Annotated in this window: 11 protein-coding genes; 1 reads left to right on the top strand and 10 read right to left on the bottom strand. The window is 32.3% G+C overall.

All coding sequences use genetic code 11. From position 1 onward, the window contains the following. Positions 1-232: 232 nt before the first annotated feature. The 8 genes from RBH29_RS10600 to RBH29_RS10565 all read right to left on the bottom strand — a co-directional run bounded on the left by RBH29_RS10600 (position 233) and on the right by RBH29_RS10565 (position 8,052). A complete protein-coding gene (locus RBH29_RS10600; RefSeq protein WP_306696794.1) occupies positions 233-448 on the bottom strand; it encodes a hypothetical protein in 216 nt (71 codons plus the stop codon). A gap of 477 nt (positions 449-925) precedes the next feature. Continuing rightward, a complete protein-coding gene (locus RBH29_RS10595) occupies positions 926-1,915 on the bottom strand; it encodes a HEPN domain-containing protein (RefSeq protein ID WP_306696793.1) in 990 nt (329 codons plus the stop codon). Between the two features lie 294 nt (positions 1,916-2,209). Next, positions 2,210-2,914, bottom strand: a complete 705-nt coding sequence (locus tag RBH29_RS10590; RefSeq protein ID WP_306696792.1) for a metallophosphoesterase family protein — start codon at positions 2,912-2,914, stop codon at positions 2,210-2,212. Positions 2,915-3,216: 302 nt separating this feature from the next. After that, positions 3,217-3,531 carry a hypothetical protein gene (locus tag RBH29_RS10585; protein ID WP_306696791.1) on the bottom strand — a complete coding sequence of 105 codons (315 nt, stop codon included), beginning with the start codon at positions 3,529-3,531 and terminating at the stop codon, positions 3,217-3,219. Between the two features lie 287 nt (positions 3,532-3,818). Beyond that, positions 3,819-4,286 carry a hypothetical protein gene (locus tag RBH29_RS10580; protein WP_306696790.1) on the bottom strand — a complete coding sequence of 156 codons (468 nt, stop codon included), beginning with the start codon at positions 4,284-4,286 and terminating at the stop codon, positions 3,819-3,821. Between the two features lie 337 nt (positions 4,287-4,623). Next, positions 4,624-5,058 (bottom strand): DUF3795 domain-containing protein, encoded by a 435-nt coding sequence (locus RBH29_RS10575; protein WP_306696789.1) that lies wholly within the window; start codon positions 5,056-5,058, stop codon positions 4,624-4,626. A gap of 271 nt (positions 5,059-5,329) precedes the next feature. Further along, positions 5,330-5,911, bottom strand: a complete 582-nt coding sequence (locus RBH29_RS10570) for a GrpB family protein (RefSeq protein WP_306696788.1) — start codon at positions 5,909-5,911, stop codon at positions 5,330-5,332. A gap of 410 nt (positions 5,912-6,321) precedes the next feature. After that, positions 6,322-8,052, bottom strand: coding sequence for an ABC-ATPase domain-containing protein (locus tag RBH29_RS10565; protein ID WP_306696787.1), 1,731 nt, complete (start codon positions 8,050-8,052; stop codon positions 6,322-6,324). 296 nt (positions 8,053-8,348) lie between these two features. Between RBH29_RS10565 and RBH29_RS10560 the strand changes: the two genes are divergently transcribed. Continuing rightward, positions 8,349-9,683: an amidohydrolase family protein gene (locus RBH29_RS10560; RefSeq protein ID WP_306696786.1), complete on the top strand. Its 1,335-nt coding sequence runs from the start codon at positions 8,349-8,351 to the stop codon at positions 9,681-9,683. Positions 9,684-9,897: 214 nt separating this feature from the next. Here the strand turns inward: RBH29_RS10560 and RBH29_RS10555 are convergent, their stop codons facing one another. After that, positions 9,898-10,545, bottom strand: a complete 648-nt coding sequence (locus tag RBH29_RS10555) for a response regulator transcription factor (RefSeq protein WP_306696785.1) — start codon at positions 10,543-10,545, stop codon at positions 9,898-9,900. A gap of 133 nt (positions 10,546-10,678) precedes the next feature. Continuing rightward, positions 10,679-15,817, bottom strand: a complete 5,139-nt coding sequence (locus tag RBH29_RS10550) for a protein kinase domain-containing protein (RefSeq protein WP_306696784.1) — start codon at positions 15,815-15,817, stop codon at positions 10,679-10,681. Positions 15,818-15,953 lie beyond the last annotated feature (136 nt).

Genomic DNA, 15,953 nt, shown 5'->3' with positions numbered 1-15,953 from the left:
ATCCAACGTCCCGTGTCTATGACGTCGGCTAGCTCTACAGGTCAATGCTCATGCCTAGTAAGGCCTTACTGGCTAATGCATTGACCGTCTCGGTTAGCTAGCCGATGTGGGCAGGATGACCTCTGGGATGACCCTCATTAGCCATTTCTTCCTGCCGTGCCCTTTATATAGACATATTGTTCTCTGATGAGCGGCGAACCCGCGAAGCCAGAGCAGCACGGATGCTGCGCCTTTATGCACTATGCTTTTTATTCCTTCTGTCTCCAATAATTATAAGAATAGCTGACGTAACAAAACCAAATAGAGCAATGCTGGTCATACCTATTCCTTTGTCCCCTGCTAAATAAGCAATGGTAATTCCTAAAACCACACCCGGTATCATGAATATGCCACCACGTCTGTAGTTACCTTTTTGGAATCGTAATTTCTGTATAGTTTTGCTTATCATAAAAAACCCCACCTTTCTTTTATTAGTAACAATTTTTCCAATTTATAATGCTATCCCGTAATATATACGCTTATCTTTTTATCTTCCTTGTACCAATATTCTTCATACCAGCAATATATTAGTTATCACTTTTCATTCTGTTGTTAATATCTAATTATAAATATATTACATAAATACTACGAATATAATAATACCCGTTACCATCTTTATTTCATTTTGCACCATAATTAAGTATTATCCTAACCGCAAAGAACAACCCTAGCAAATCCGAGCCATGAATGGCGAGGTCTCTTCCGCCGCATTTCAGAGAACGTTCTCGGGGTTTGCGAACTTGGCGGTTGGCGCGATTTTTGACCCCAAGCCTTTCCACCCTTCAAAAATCGTGACAATCGTCAAGTTAGGTCGGAGGCGTTAGCCGGAGCCGCAAACCCTCGTGTTAACTGAAGTCCGTCGGTAATATCCTATACATATCAATGCTTAAAAATGTCTATTAGGTGTAAAGCTATAACAATTTCCAAAGCGGTCATATATTCTATCAACTGCGACTTCAAAATCATTAATAATGACTTTAAGCCGAGCATCAGTAAGTGAACCGTCTGTTAAACCCGAATGAACCATATGATTTCTAAGGTCAATAATAGAATCAATTGAATCATATAGTGACCTTTTTCTTTTTCTATATGGTTTTCTAAGAATTCCAGCAATATCAATATTTTCATCAATTAATTTAAAATTTTCTGCAACAACTTTAGGCCTTTGAAAAGAAAGGTTATCTCCTATTGCCTCCTCAATCGTTAAGTCTTCATCAGATATGTTTTCTAATTGTAGCGGTGTAATTTTAACTGATTTGAATATCCTTTTTTTGTTTTCGCAACACTTCAAAAGGATAATAAAACTTGATTTTAAATAATGTTCCCATATTCCTACAAGGTATGGTATTAATAAAGTATTTGAAAAGAATCTAGGATTCATTTCATCCATATAAGCTAGACCAGTAGGCTCCTCACGAGAAATTTTTCCGTCTAGATTACGTGAATCAAGGTAAACTTTAGGCTTAATTAAAGCATTATTATATATCCATCGTGCAAGAAATAAACCAGACTCACGTTTTGTAGGAGGTTTAGATTCTGGATGCCAATATCTATTTCTCCCTGCATCAGTTGTAAAATAACCTCCAAATAAATCGCGAAGATATTTAATTGTTGTATTCTGCTGAACTAAATCCCAATAACTTCTTCCAGCTCTTGTTCTTGTTGTTACAGTAATTAAATCATTTTCTTTAGAAATATATAGTTCAATTCCTACATAAGATTTATACTCATTCTGTTCACTCCAGAAAAAAGCATCTGTTTGGTTTGGAGTTTTTAAATCATCTTGAAATCGCTCGTAACCGAGAAGTTTAATTACTTCCCTAACGTGTTTAACCTTCGCTTTATCTCCTAAGATACTCTCTGAAACATAACTCATTAAAATTCCTTTTCTCCTTTCTTGCTACTACATTTCAATGACTATACCAGGGTTTTCTTTTCTTTCACACAACAAATTATTCATATAGGTAAAATTAAAATATCTAGGATTTCAGTTAACGGTCAGCATACAAGAAGCCTTTGAGGGGTTACATAGCTCCTATGTCCCCGAAAAGGTTTGGTGAGCAACTCGTAATTCATTACTACCCTTGTATGCGTTGATATACGCAGCCACACGCCCCGTAATTCAGAAGCTCACAGGACGTGAGATCCTCAAAAAATCCCTAACTCAGATTCATTTATAAAATTTATTAATAATTTTCTCTTTAGCAGGCACACCTAAGCTCATCAAATCACTAATGGTATGATAATAATTATACTTTAGCTTTTTGAATTCAAACCCAATCCCCTCCTGATTGATGTTAAATATTACAAAACTAATCGTTCCATCCTTTGAACACCCTAAAGAACCAGGATTAATTATTGTTTTTCCTTTCCAATATGATATAAAACTTTGCAAATGTGTGTGTCCTAATATTACATAATCACAATCATCTCCATAATCAGTTGTATACTCTTCAATTGGTTTTGATTGGTATAATAATGGCATTTCTATTATATTATTAATCCTTGCATGGATCATCAAAAATCTATAATTTTCAATATTGACAATCCTTGCTTTAGGTAGATTTTTCAATTTTTCTAATCTTTCTAGTCCAATTAGTTTGATTACCCAGTTTTGGTGTTCTTTCTCACTTTCATCAAATTCCATCAAATCTCTTTTCCAAAGAGATAGCTCATTATTTCCAATGATATTTATAAATCTTTCGTCACTCATAACAATATCAAATACTTCAACAGGATTAGGGCCTATCTGCAAGAAGTCTCCGCAATTTAGAATCATTTCAATTTTTTGACATTCTGCATAATCAAGCAACCTATTTAATGCATATATATTAGCATGTATATCTGATAGCATTATGATTTTATAATTTTTCATTCTATAATTATCACCTCTATTAATAACTTCAAAGCTCTGCTCAAACCCCGCCACACGATGTGGCGGCTTAGCGTGTGATTGCGTATATCGTGTGCATACCCAACGTGGCTGAAGCGTAGATAGCTCTTATCTAGCTGAAGCCATGTGGCACGGTTCAAGCTCCTTGCTCCTTCTTCCTGTGCCCTCTGTGGGTATGCGTTGATATGTGATGTTCCCTGCCCCGCGTTAGCCAGAATAGGTCACGGACGACCTACCCCCAATTACCGTAATTAAAATCTTGCAATAAATATCGAATATTTTCTCTATTTTATCAGTCCTGGAGACCAAACTAATTCAATTAAAGTTTTAGAATCAGACTCAATTCTAAAAGGTGTATCATTATTAATAAATACCTGATCATGCTCTTCAAATACAATTTCTGCTTCTGGTGTAATTACTTTTCCAGATCCTTTTAAAGAAATAATAAGTAATTCTCCTTTATGTTTATCATAAAAACGAGTAACATTTTTACTATTTTGAGTCACTTCAATAACTTCAATTCTTAAATTTTTTTCACTTACATAATGTCTATTATAATCTTCTAACAATTCATTTTTTCTAATTAACTTAACTTTCATGTTAATCCTCTTTTCTATTGATCCTAGAAAGAATTAATTCTTCAAAGTCTAACCCTAGCAAACCCGCCACAGGACGTGGCGGTAACGCAGGGAATATCATATATCGTTTTTGAATCATGATGCCTTTGAAGTTTAGCCCGAAGGGCTTACTGAAAAGGTGTGGCGTTTGCTTTTGCTCCTTTGAACTTGCTTCTAGCCCTTGCATGATTCTTTTGATATATTGTAGTTGGTTGCCCTCTTTGTTCAGAGGCGACACGGATGTCGCCCCTCATACTTCTTGCTCAAAATTATTTTTCCATCTCCTCTTTGTACCCTTGAAGAAATTCAAATATTTCCCTTTCCACATCTTGTACATTGCCATATATACATTCAGTAGCTAAATAAAACCCATCACTTAAATGCATTATTTTATTTAACTCTTCTTCTGGAATTGATACAAAGTTCTGAGTTGTAATCAAGTATAATATTGATGCAACATCGTCATATGTAAGTGCGTTATCTCTTAAATCTTTTAGGCAAAATCCATAAATAATTCTCTGTGGATTATCAAAAGTATACCCCTCAAATATTGCTAAAAGTTTTTTTGCAACATCTTCCTTGCTTTTACTTGCCGATAAAGATAGTTCTATTAATTCATCAGATATTACCGAGTTAGAGTTTTCTATTGTTTCATCAGCCCATTTGATAATGTCTTCTTTTAAATTATATCCACTTATTAAGGCTAAGTAATATACACTAGCCATTCTTTTTAACACTTTAGATTTCCTCCTAACTCACCTTCAAAAGAATTACCTTAATTCAAAAGCCCATGGATGGGCGTCAAACGCAACCAATTTCATATATCGTCGGTGTATCTGACGGCCATGAATCGGACCCGCAGAGCTAATCTTCGAAGGCGTGCTCTGCACCGATGAATGGCTGTGGTGTGGCACGCTACATGGGATGACCCCAAAGACCTGCTTCATGCTTTTTCTAATCCACACCTTTACAGATACACATTGTTTGATGAAGTTGGTCGTCCCGTTATTCAGAAAGCATCAGTACGATGATTCCTTAAATACTCTTAAAATATATCTCAAATGTATGTATTAGTTATTTTTTTAAAATTGGTCCACACCCAGGTACATATTCACCCTTTGAATATAATTCTCTTATAGTCTTTGTCTCTTCTATCCATTTTTCAATCCCTACTTTTTTCATTCTACATAGATTATATATTTTCATATTTTGTGGAACAAAATCCGCATTTGATGCACATGGAGCTAACTTACTACAAGGAAAATTCCCACATTCATAGCAAAAATCTATTTTTTGTTTAAGAGAGCATTGATAGGTAGCACAACAATCTACTAGAGGAAGATCTTTGCCTTTTGTTACCCTACAACCTTTACAGGCAACATCATCTGGTTTTTTACCCGATATAGTAGATAATTTTTGTCTGACTATATCTGATATATTTTTTTCATAAGCTCCACAATTGAAACAATCTAATCCACAGGGTGCAACTAAATCTTTTTTATCTAACATTATAAACCTCCCACTTAACACTTAAATGAAATCCCCAAAGCTTTACTCTAATAAATCCGATGCAGGACGCATCGGCAAACGACCAATTTCATCAAACGTGTTGTATCTGAGGTGGATTTCCGTCTTAGATAGCTCCTATCTTAAACGGAAATCTGCGGGCAGGATGACCCGCAAGCATGCCCTTTACTCAGATACTTTGTTGGATGATGCAGGCTGTCCCGCGAAGCCAGACGAGGACAGGACGTCCGAGCCTTTAATTAAAACCTTTAAATCACACAACATATTTATTTTCCATTTCTACCCTTGCTAATTTAGTAATTTTCTTTATAAAATCTGTTTTTGCATATGTATATCCGTCTCTATTATACTCAAACTTTTGTTTCAACTCAAGCTTGAGCTTTCCATATTCTTCTGCTACATCTGGATGAAACAATAAATAGTCTTTAAAATATAACTCATCCCAATCTCCACTATATCTAACATGAACATGATAAACCTGACCTTTGAATCCCTCACTGGTATATCCTTTCATAAACATCATATGAGGAGCTGGATTATCTGGTTGTGGACTATATATGTAACCTGCCTCTTTCATATTGATAATTAACTTTTCAGTATCTGTAGCATCGTTTATTTCAACAAGAATATCAATTGTTGGCTTTGCTACTAAATTAGGTACTGTTGTACTACCAATGTGATTTATTCTTGAAATGTTATCAAAACCAATAACCTTTTCTATAATTGCTTTTTCTAATAAATATTTTTCCTTCCATGCTGGACTATGATTGCAGATAATTATAGGAAACAACTTCCAGCGTTCTTCATTAGTCATTTTATCTAAAGGTTTTGTCACAAAATCACCAACCTCTTATTAATCAAATCTACATAGAGCAACCTTAGAAATCCCCGACACGATGTCGGGACCTACAGCCTTTTCATCCAACTTCTCTAACTACGAACCTATGTTCGTAAATGCTTCTTTTGTACATAGTATTCACGAACATAGGTTCGTGAATACCCATTATATTTTAACCTTTTCACTCATGCTTTTTATTTAGTATACTCCATATTTTATCAGATTCCCCCCTGTACCGTCTACTAATTTGATTAATTTTTTCAATATTATTCTTATAATTTTGTTAAAAAGAATTTAGCTTTTTAAGAGAATTGTGTGTTAGCTTTTCAATACTTGACAATATAATTATTTCCCGACAAGGATTTATATAGGGATAGTGCTATATAACACTATCCCTACTATCTTCTTTATATGTTTTTGTTTAAAGTTTTTATAAATCTTTGCCCTAATCTGTATCTGTTTATTGAAGCAGCAATTTCATATTTTCTTGGAAGGGCAAGATTTCCTGGATGGCCTGTATATGGTGATATACTATCAAGTCCTTGAGTTTCTATCTGTTTCATCAGCTTGTCAATAGCTTCTTTCATGGTAGTATCACCATTAAATAATTTCTTTATCATATAATCCAGCATAACTGCTATACAAGTTGTCTGGCTAGAATCTGAAAGCTGTTCAACATATGAAAGATCAATTTGAGACTTATTATATAAAATAGTTTTAAGTCCTTTTGCCTTTATATCTCTTCCCTTACGCCCCTCAGGAAAGCCTGATTTTAAAACTATTCTTGGAGTAATTTCTCCAAACTTCAAATCAACTGTATTGTCTCTGGATATAGGATATTCACTTACAATTTCTTTTGCCCTTTTTGTAACATCTTTAGGAATATACTCGTCCATCATAATAATTAAATCCGCTACATCAAAATAATCTCCTGAGCCACCAACAACCAGCACAGTTGAAACTCCATATTCATTATACAAGTTTTTTACTTTATCAATAAAAGGTGTTATTGGCTCCCTATCATTTGAAACCAACTTTTGCATTCTCTCATCACGTATCATGAAATTTGTTGCCGAAGTATCTTCATCAATAAGCAAAAGATCTGTCCCTACTTCTAACGCCTCAATAATATTTGCCGCCTGTGAAGTACTGCCGCTTGCATTTTCAGTTGAAAAATTTTTAGTGTCTTGACCATTTGGAAGATTATTGATAAACGCCGATATATTAACCTGCTCAACTCTTCTTCCATCCTCAGCCCGAATTTTTACTGCATCCTCTCTTGTAACTATATACTCTCTGCCATCACCTGAAATATGATCGTATACTCCCAATTCCAGTGCTTGCAACAAAGTAGACTTACCATGATATCCTCCTCCAACAATTAAAGAAACACCTTGGGGAACTCCCATTCCCTTTATAGAGCCTTTATAGGGAAGATTAATCTCTATTTCAAGGCTTTCAGGACTTTGAAAAGGTATTGCTCCCTTTTTAAGAGGTCTATCAGAAATACCACTTTCTCTGGGTAATATTGATCCATTTGCTATAAATGATACTAAGTTTTTTTCTTTTATTTGTTGCCTTAAAAAAGCTTGATCTTCAGATAGTTCTACCTGTTTTATTAAAGCTTTTTGATTAATGTTGCCATAATATAATGTTTTTTCAACTATTTGAGGAATATAATTAGAAAATATTGTGTTTGCAGCTCTTCCTAATATTCTCCTTCCCCTAGCTGGTAATCCTACTTCAAACCTTGCCTCTAATTTATCATCATCAATAGTGACTGATGTCCTATCTAAAATTTCCTGTCCACACTTATCTATTGAAAGCATACCGCTTTTACCTGAACCATCTGTTCCCTTATGAAATTTCATTATATTTTCAAAAAAGAGTCTTGTTAAAAAGTCTATAACTGCTATTCTCTTATGGGGTTTGTCGTACAAGTCCTTTGGAAAACCAGCCTCCTTCTGTGATACAATAACTCTAGCCTTTGAAGGAGAGGCAAAAGGGTCTCCCTGAACGTAGTCAATTGATAATGCATACTTATTAAAATTATATTGGCCTTTGATATCTTTATATGCTTTATATCCAGCTCCATCAATAGATATAAGTTTTTTTTGTAAATCCATTCTATCTCTCAATTTAATACCCTCCTCTTTAAAAGTTCTCTTTGAGATGGTATCATATTCTTATAAAAAAATAAAGGAACCCTTTATTTAGGCTGTATATATTAAATGTGAAAAACAATATTCCAGAAACTAAAGTTCCACAATACTTCTTCCATACTTTCATTTACTCCAATAACATCCACTCTGTTATTCAGCTTTTTTATAAATATAGTATATATCATTAAAAATTTGTTCAATAAATTCATTATCTGTGGTAAAATATTCATTGAATTATACTATTTATATGAATAATTTAGAGGGGATTACAAATGAAAAAATACTTTTATGATATTCACTGCCACGCTATGAATATGAGCCATCCAAATTTTTTAGCATTTATTAAAAGATTTGAAGACATGGTGTTTAAAGATACAGATAAATTTTTAAAAAGCAATAGGCTCATTTTATTACTTGCTGCAAACTTCCTTTTAATTAAGTTTTTATTCTTTAAAAAGTTTGATTATAAAAATCTAGTAAAAATTCTAAAAAAAACAGGCGTTGACAAATACCCTGACAGAGCCAAAAACCTTCTTGCTGCCATGGAAAATGACACTGGAAGTTTCTTTCTGTTAATGGAAGAATGTTTAATGGATAACTTGGTGAAAAACAGAAAGCTTATTATTGATAATAAGGAATATGATAAAATTATTATCACACCTCTCATTATGGACTTTGGTACTAAAACAGTTTATTATGATGAAATTCACTATAATAACAGACCTATAAACAAACCTGTTGTAAAACAAATAATAGACATATTTAATGGAATTAAAAATTATAAAAAATTATCTCGCTATAACATGCTCGAAATATATCCATTTATGGGCATAAATACAACTAATTATTCTTTAAATGAAATACGAATAATGCTAAACACATACTTTGACAATTATAAAGGATCCCACCAAGCATTTAAAAAGAAAATGGGGAATTTTAGTGGCTCTATGCAAAACATAGCCGACAATAGGTATGCAGGAATAAAGCTCTATCCACCTTTAGGATTTGATCCTTGGCCGGAAAATAAAAGAGAACTTGAAAAAGTTCAACTGCTTTATGATATATGTCAAAAAAAGGGCATTCCTATTACATGTCATTGTAGCGATGAGGGTTTTTCTATCAAAAACAATAAAGAAATGGAAAAATTAACATCTCCTTTGAAATGGGAAAAAGTTTTAAAAAATTATAACAGACTAACCCTTAACCTAGCTCATTTGGGTAAACAAGACCACTCTGACGACTGGCAAAAAATAATATTAAAACTTATAATAAAACATGCTAATGTTTACTCTGACATATCTTATAGAGGATTTGACAATAAATTTTATGAATATTTAAAGAAAACAATTTATTCATATAAAGATTCTTCAATAAGAGAAAAAATAAAAAAGAGAATTCTTTTTGGATCCGATTTTATGATTAACCTGTTAAAAACCGAATCTTACTGTGATTACTTTGATGTTTTTTCAAAGACAAAACATTTTACCCCTGATGAAAAAGATTATTTTTGTTCAATTAATCCTCAACGCTTTCTATTTAAAAATGAACTTGCTAAATTTAAACCTAAAACTCCTTCTAAGTCTAAATTATACCATAAAAAGATTTAACTTAAATACAATCCCAAGACTTGGGTATATAGTTAACTGGTTTAGCTTAAGCTAAACATCGGGGCTTCAGGTGGAGTCTTAGAATAAGATAAAGGTAAAAAACAACATTTCCAAAAACTAAGGTTTCTAGAAATATCATCATTCTCTTAAATAACTGCACCCTAAGACCCCACTTTTTGTAAATGCAGTGTCACTCTTATAAGCTTCAGAACGTCTACTTAAGTTGTTTGGAGTTCTTGTATACATAATTTGCCAATTGATTGCGATCACTTAAATCTAATTTTGCTAAAATTTCAGATATAATATTTTTAATTCTTCCCACACTAAGGCAAAATCTTTGAGCTATGTCCTTATTATTCATACCTTCTGCAACCATTTTCATTATCTCTATATCTCTTTCTTTAAACTCATGTTCCTTAACAACAGTAATCTCTTCTTTGCTTTCTGTATTAACATTTTTCATAACCGAACTATAAGGATTCCTGCTGAATATTCCAAATCCTTTAGCAGTATTTTTCACAGCTTGAATAAGCTCTTCCGGTGTAATATCTTTTAATATGTATCCATCTGCACCACTTCTTAATGCTTTATATACATTCTCATCATCTTCAAATGTTGTTAAAATTAGAACTTTTACTTTAGGACATTTTTCTTTAATTAATCTTGTACCTTCTATTCCATCACATACAGGCATTTTAATATCCATTAACATCAAGTCCACATCTTCACTTTTGCATTTTTCAAAAGCCCTTTGCCCATTTTCAACACAGTCTATAACGCGTATATCTTTATCATTTTCAATTATACTTTTAAGACTTTCGCTTAATAGTTTTTGATCATCTGCAATAATAACTTTTATCATACATATTTCCCCCCCTGCTGTTTTATTTATCCTTGTAATGAATAACAAAAATCTTAAAACCACTTATACCAATAAATTTTTTACTGGCAAAGTTTCCACCCCCTAAATTTGTGAATAACACCTATATCAAAAGCTATACTTCCAGTGGAAGTTCTAAATTTATTTTAAATCCATCATTATGACCTGTATCAAATCTCACTTTTCCATCTAACTCTTTAATCCTCTGCTCCATACCATTTATACCAAAGCCCTTTTTGATTTTTTTACATCCCTCTCCATCATCACTTATCTTTAGTTTAATCTTACCATCTTTAAATCTTATATCAATATGAATATTTTTTGCTTTACCATGTCTCACAGAATTAGTCATAGCTTCTTGACACACTTTATATAAAGTATATGAATATACAGGATTTCTATAATCATAAATACCATCAATGGAAAGTTTAACGTCTGAACCTGATGTCTTAAACTCCTCCACAAGCTTCTCTATTGCAGTTATAAACTTATTTACCTCTAACTTTTCAGGCACAAGTCCATATATAGATCTTTTCAGTTCCTTCATTCCTTCTCTTGCAGTGTTAATTGCTTCAGTCAGTCTAGCCTTAGCCTTTGATGGATTGTTCATCATTTCCATTTTACAAACCTCAAGAAGCTTTATTAAAAGTACCATACTATGGCCTAAAGTATCATGTACATCCACTGCAAAACGATTTCTCTCTTTTGTTATTGCCAATTCCTCAACAGTCTGAGCATGCTCTTTTAACTTCTCTATCATTTTTCTTAATTCAGAATTTTTTACATTTAGCTCATCTGCCAACGCCTTATGTTTGTTACTCATAATTTCAAGTTCTTCTGTTCTTTTAATTACTCTCTGTTCTAATGTCTCATTCCACATTTTAATTTCATCTCTAGACTTTTCTATTTCTTTAGAAGATATCTTAAGTTTGTTATAAAGCCTAGCATTTTCAACGGATACACCTGCCTGACAGGCAATTAGGTCTAAAACTTCAAGTTCTTCACCTGAAAAAAGATTTCCAATAAGACTATTGTCTAAATAAATAACTCCTAACATCTTTCCCTTTGCCATTATGGGAGTACACATAACAGATCTAATTTTATTTATAATAACACTTTCCTGAGTATTAAACTTTTGATCTAATAAAGCATCTGAAACAATAAGTGGAACTTTTTCATCTTCAACTTTCTTTATTACACTCCGACTTATTTTAAAACTTTCAGCACCAATTTCCTCTTTTGATACATTTCTTGAAACAAAAGCTTCCAATTTCTGATTTCCCTCTTCAGGATACAAAAATAAAATTCCTCTTTCTGCTCCAACATGCTCTAAAACACTGTCCATAATCTTTTCCATAAGTTCATCTAAATCCAGAATTGAACTTAAGTACCTGCTTGTATTTAATATAGTTGAAAGCTTTCTCTCCATATTTAATCGCATGCTACTCATTGAATTATGAGTTTCGTATTCATCCTTTGTCTCTATATAACTAAAACACTTTTTAACATAATGAACTGCACCAATATCTTTAAATATTTTATTAGCAGTTTTAAACATGTTATTTGCCTTTGTTTCAAGTCCTGATAAATTGTACATCATTGCCAATTCATAAAGTCCTTTAGCTGTTTCATACCTTCTGTCAATTCTTTTTGTATGTAATATACTTTTCATCAAAATCTTTCTAGCCTTTTGTTTTTTTCCTGCAAAAAAGTATGCTTTGGCCAAGCACCTTAAGGCACCTCCATAGTGATTTACCCAAGATTTTGTTTTCTTTACAGCCTTCTTTGCAAAATACATAAGATTTTTTAATTCTTTTTCACTAAGTTTCCCCTTACTGTATCTCTTTTCAGACTTTCTGATTAGGGCTTCTGCCAAATATGGATAAACATTTATAGTATATTCCTTAATAAAAGAATTATTTTCTTCTACAATTTTTGCTTTCTCTAAAGTTTTTACTGCTTTATCGTAATCTCCTCTCTCAAATTCCATATAACCTTTACAGATAAGAGTACAACAGTACAAATAATAATCTCTATCTTCTATATTCAACTCTAAAGCATTTTTTAAATTAATTTCAGCCTCATCAAAATTACCACTTTCCAAAAAGCAAAAAGCCAATTCAATATATGCTGACATAAGCCCATATTTGTTTTTGATTTTTTTGCTTATATCCAAGTATCTTCCATTCGCTTCTATGCCATCACTATATCTTGAAGTATATCTATATCCATAACCCACGCCATTTAAAACCATTCCCAACTCCCACATGTCACCAACTTCACTAAACATATCAATACTTTTTTGAAATGCTTTTATACTGTTATCATGCTCACCTTTCCATGAATATAAGTAACCTAAAAACTGAAAACTCTGAGCCATTCCCCACTTTTCACCGATTTCTTCTCTTAACTTAATTGCTTTTTTTTGATATTTCATAGATCTTTTAAACATAGGCAAACTAGCCAGCACAACCGCATATCCTCCAAGAGAATTTCCCAGATATTCAGTTTTTGGAAGTTTTGCTTCTGCTATATTTAACATTCTTAATATGATACATTTTAACTTATTATTATCTATAAGCACATAAAGCCAATTTAATCCAAGATAAGACGAAATTCTTTCCACATCCTCTTCTTTTAGTGGTTTATTCGGATTTTTGCTAAAAACTCCTCCAAAGGTACTTCTATATAAATGAATTAGAATTTCAATTACAAAGTTAACTTCCCATTCCACCCTACTTTTAGGAATTCTCTCACCTAAAAGATAAAGGCTTTTTATAAAATTTTCTTCACTCTCATCCCAATTACCTTTCTTAAAATATGCCCGAGCAATTTTTTTATATATACGAGCTTTATCAATTTTTTTAGGTAAAAATTGAATTATTTCTTCTAAAAGCTCAATAGCTTCATTATTTTTTCCCATTGTAAGATAAACATCCACAAGTTTCGAGTAACAGCCAATCCATTCCTTATTACCTGTATCCTCTTTTTTTATAAGTTCTGCCCCCATAATATAGTACTTTACAGCTTCTTCGTTGGCATAGGCAATTTTTGCCTTATCTGCCGCAGGTATAAGATACTGCCTCATCTTTTCCTCATCACAGGCTTCGACATAATGATGTACCAACTCAAATAACACGTTTTCCTTATTATCTGCCCCTTCTTTTTCAATAACCTTTGCAATGCTTTTATGTATTATCCTTTTCTCCTCATCCCCAATCATTTGATAGAAAGTTTCTCTTATCCTATCATGAACAAATAAAACGCTTCTTTTACCTTTAACTTTCTCTAGTAACTGTAATGATATAAATTTATCAATCATTTCAATAAAATCATCTATATCAATATCACATATACTATAGAGCACGCTAATCTTTACTTCTCTCCCTACCACAGCAGCTTTAGTCAAAATGTCAATCTGCTTTTTTGTAAGCTGATTTATTCTTTTAAGTATCGCTTCAATCATGTTTCCAGATACAGATATTGAATCAAGTTTATTTTTGTCAAAATTCCATGAATCCTTATCTCTAAATACCGCTCCTTTTTCAACTAATTCTCTCAAAAGGTTTATTGAGAAAAATGGATTCCCTCTAGTTTTAGTTTGAATAAATGATGTTAACTTCTCAACATTCTTTTTCTTTTCTCCAAGTATATTTGCTACAAGTGTATTTAGCTTTTCAAATCCCAATGAATTCAATTGTATTTCATCAAGAGGGTATTTTCTTTCTTTTGCTTCAGCCTTTAAGTCTAAGAGACCATGTCCTAAGCTTACTTCATCCTTTCTATAAGTTCCCACTATAAAAAGTTTTTCATTTCCCATTCTTCTTAAAATCTCATCTAAAAGATTAAGGCTTCCTTCATCTGTCCATTGCAAATCATCTAAAAAAAGCACAACTTCACTTTTAAAAGGAAGTTTTATGAAAAACTTTGCCAGTACCATTAAAAGCCTTTGATTTTCTCTTTGTGGGTCTAAAGAATTCAGCTTTTGTACCTTTCCAAGATACTTTTTCATTGATGGATTTAAAGTAATGAAAATTTCTCCAAAAGGCTCTACAATTTCTCTTAACCTTTTAATCTCAGCATCAAATTCTTTTGATTCCATCCTTTCAATATAACTTATATATTCATTTATAAGCTCTTTAAATATTTGATATGGTATTTTGTTTTTTTGATCTAAACACCTTGACTTCAAAAACACACCATTATTCTCATATACATTTTTTGATATTTCATCGACAAAACTAGTCTTTCCCGAACCTGACTCACCAGCCACCAATAACATTTTAGAATTACCATTTCTTGCAGAATCCAAAAGCTTTTGGGCTATTTTTAATTCTGTTTCTCTTCCAGTTATTCTTGTGTTATATGTCAATTTTACTTTAAAATCACGATCTCCAGGCTTAAATGTATAATTACCTTCTATAATTCTTTCTAAATCAAATAAAAGTCCTGCTGCACTCTGATATCTCAAGTCAGGATCTTTTAAAAGAAGCTTCATTATTACTCCACTAAGAGAATAAGGTACATCTTCACGTATTTTACAAAGTTCTTCAGGTAAAAGTGCAAGCTGTTGATGAAGTATTTTGTTAACATCCTTACCTCTAAAAGGAGGAGTTCCTGTCATCATAGCATAAAAAACCACACCTAAAGAATATAAGTCACTTCTCTCATCCACTCTTCTATTAAGAATTCCTGTGGCTTCAGGTGACATATAACCAAAAGTACCAACAACCTCATCCTGTCCATTTATTTCTCCAAGCTCAAGTATATTAGAAACTCCAAAGTCAAGAAGTTTTATATTTATATCATTTTTTCCATTTTCCACAAATATATTTCCAGGTTTTACATCTCTGTGAATTATAGATTTGCTGTGAACATACTCCAATGCTTTTGTTAGCTGTTTAAAAATCTGAATACTTTCATCTATTGAAAACTTTTTTTCTCTTCTTAAAAGCTCATCTAAACTTTGACCATTCAAAAACTCAGTAACTATATAAGGTACTCCCTCATGATCACCCATATCATATACCTCTATTATGTTAGGATGATTAAGTCTGCTAATTATATGTACTTCTTTTTTAAATCTTATAACATCTTCTATGTATCTTGTTGTAATTTTATCCTTCATTAATTTAACAGCAACAAATTGTTTTGTCTCTGCGTCCAAAGCTTTATAGACAAAACTGCTCCCACCTTCACCATATAATTCTACAATTTTATACTTTTCATTAATTATTGATCCTATGTAATCCATAAATGCATCCCCTAATAAATGGCTAATATCTTTCCATAAGTAATAATATCATATCACAATAAATGGTGCAATAAATTATTAATTATAAAAAACCCCACATATTTAATGTGGAGTTCCATTTTTCCTCGTATTTTAA

It is taken from the genome of Herbivorax alkaliphila (genome assembly GCF_030848475.1).
Taxonomy (GTDB): domain Bacteria; phylum Bacillota; class Clostridia; order Acetivibrionales; family Acetivibrionaceae; genus Herbivorax.
The sequence above is the reverse complement of the archived record's forward strand: the minus strand, read 5'-3'. Positions and strand labels throughout refer to the sequence as shown.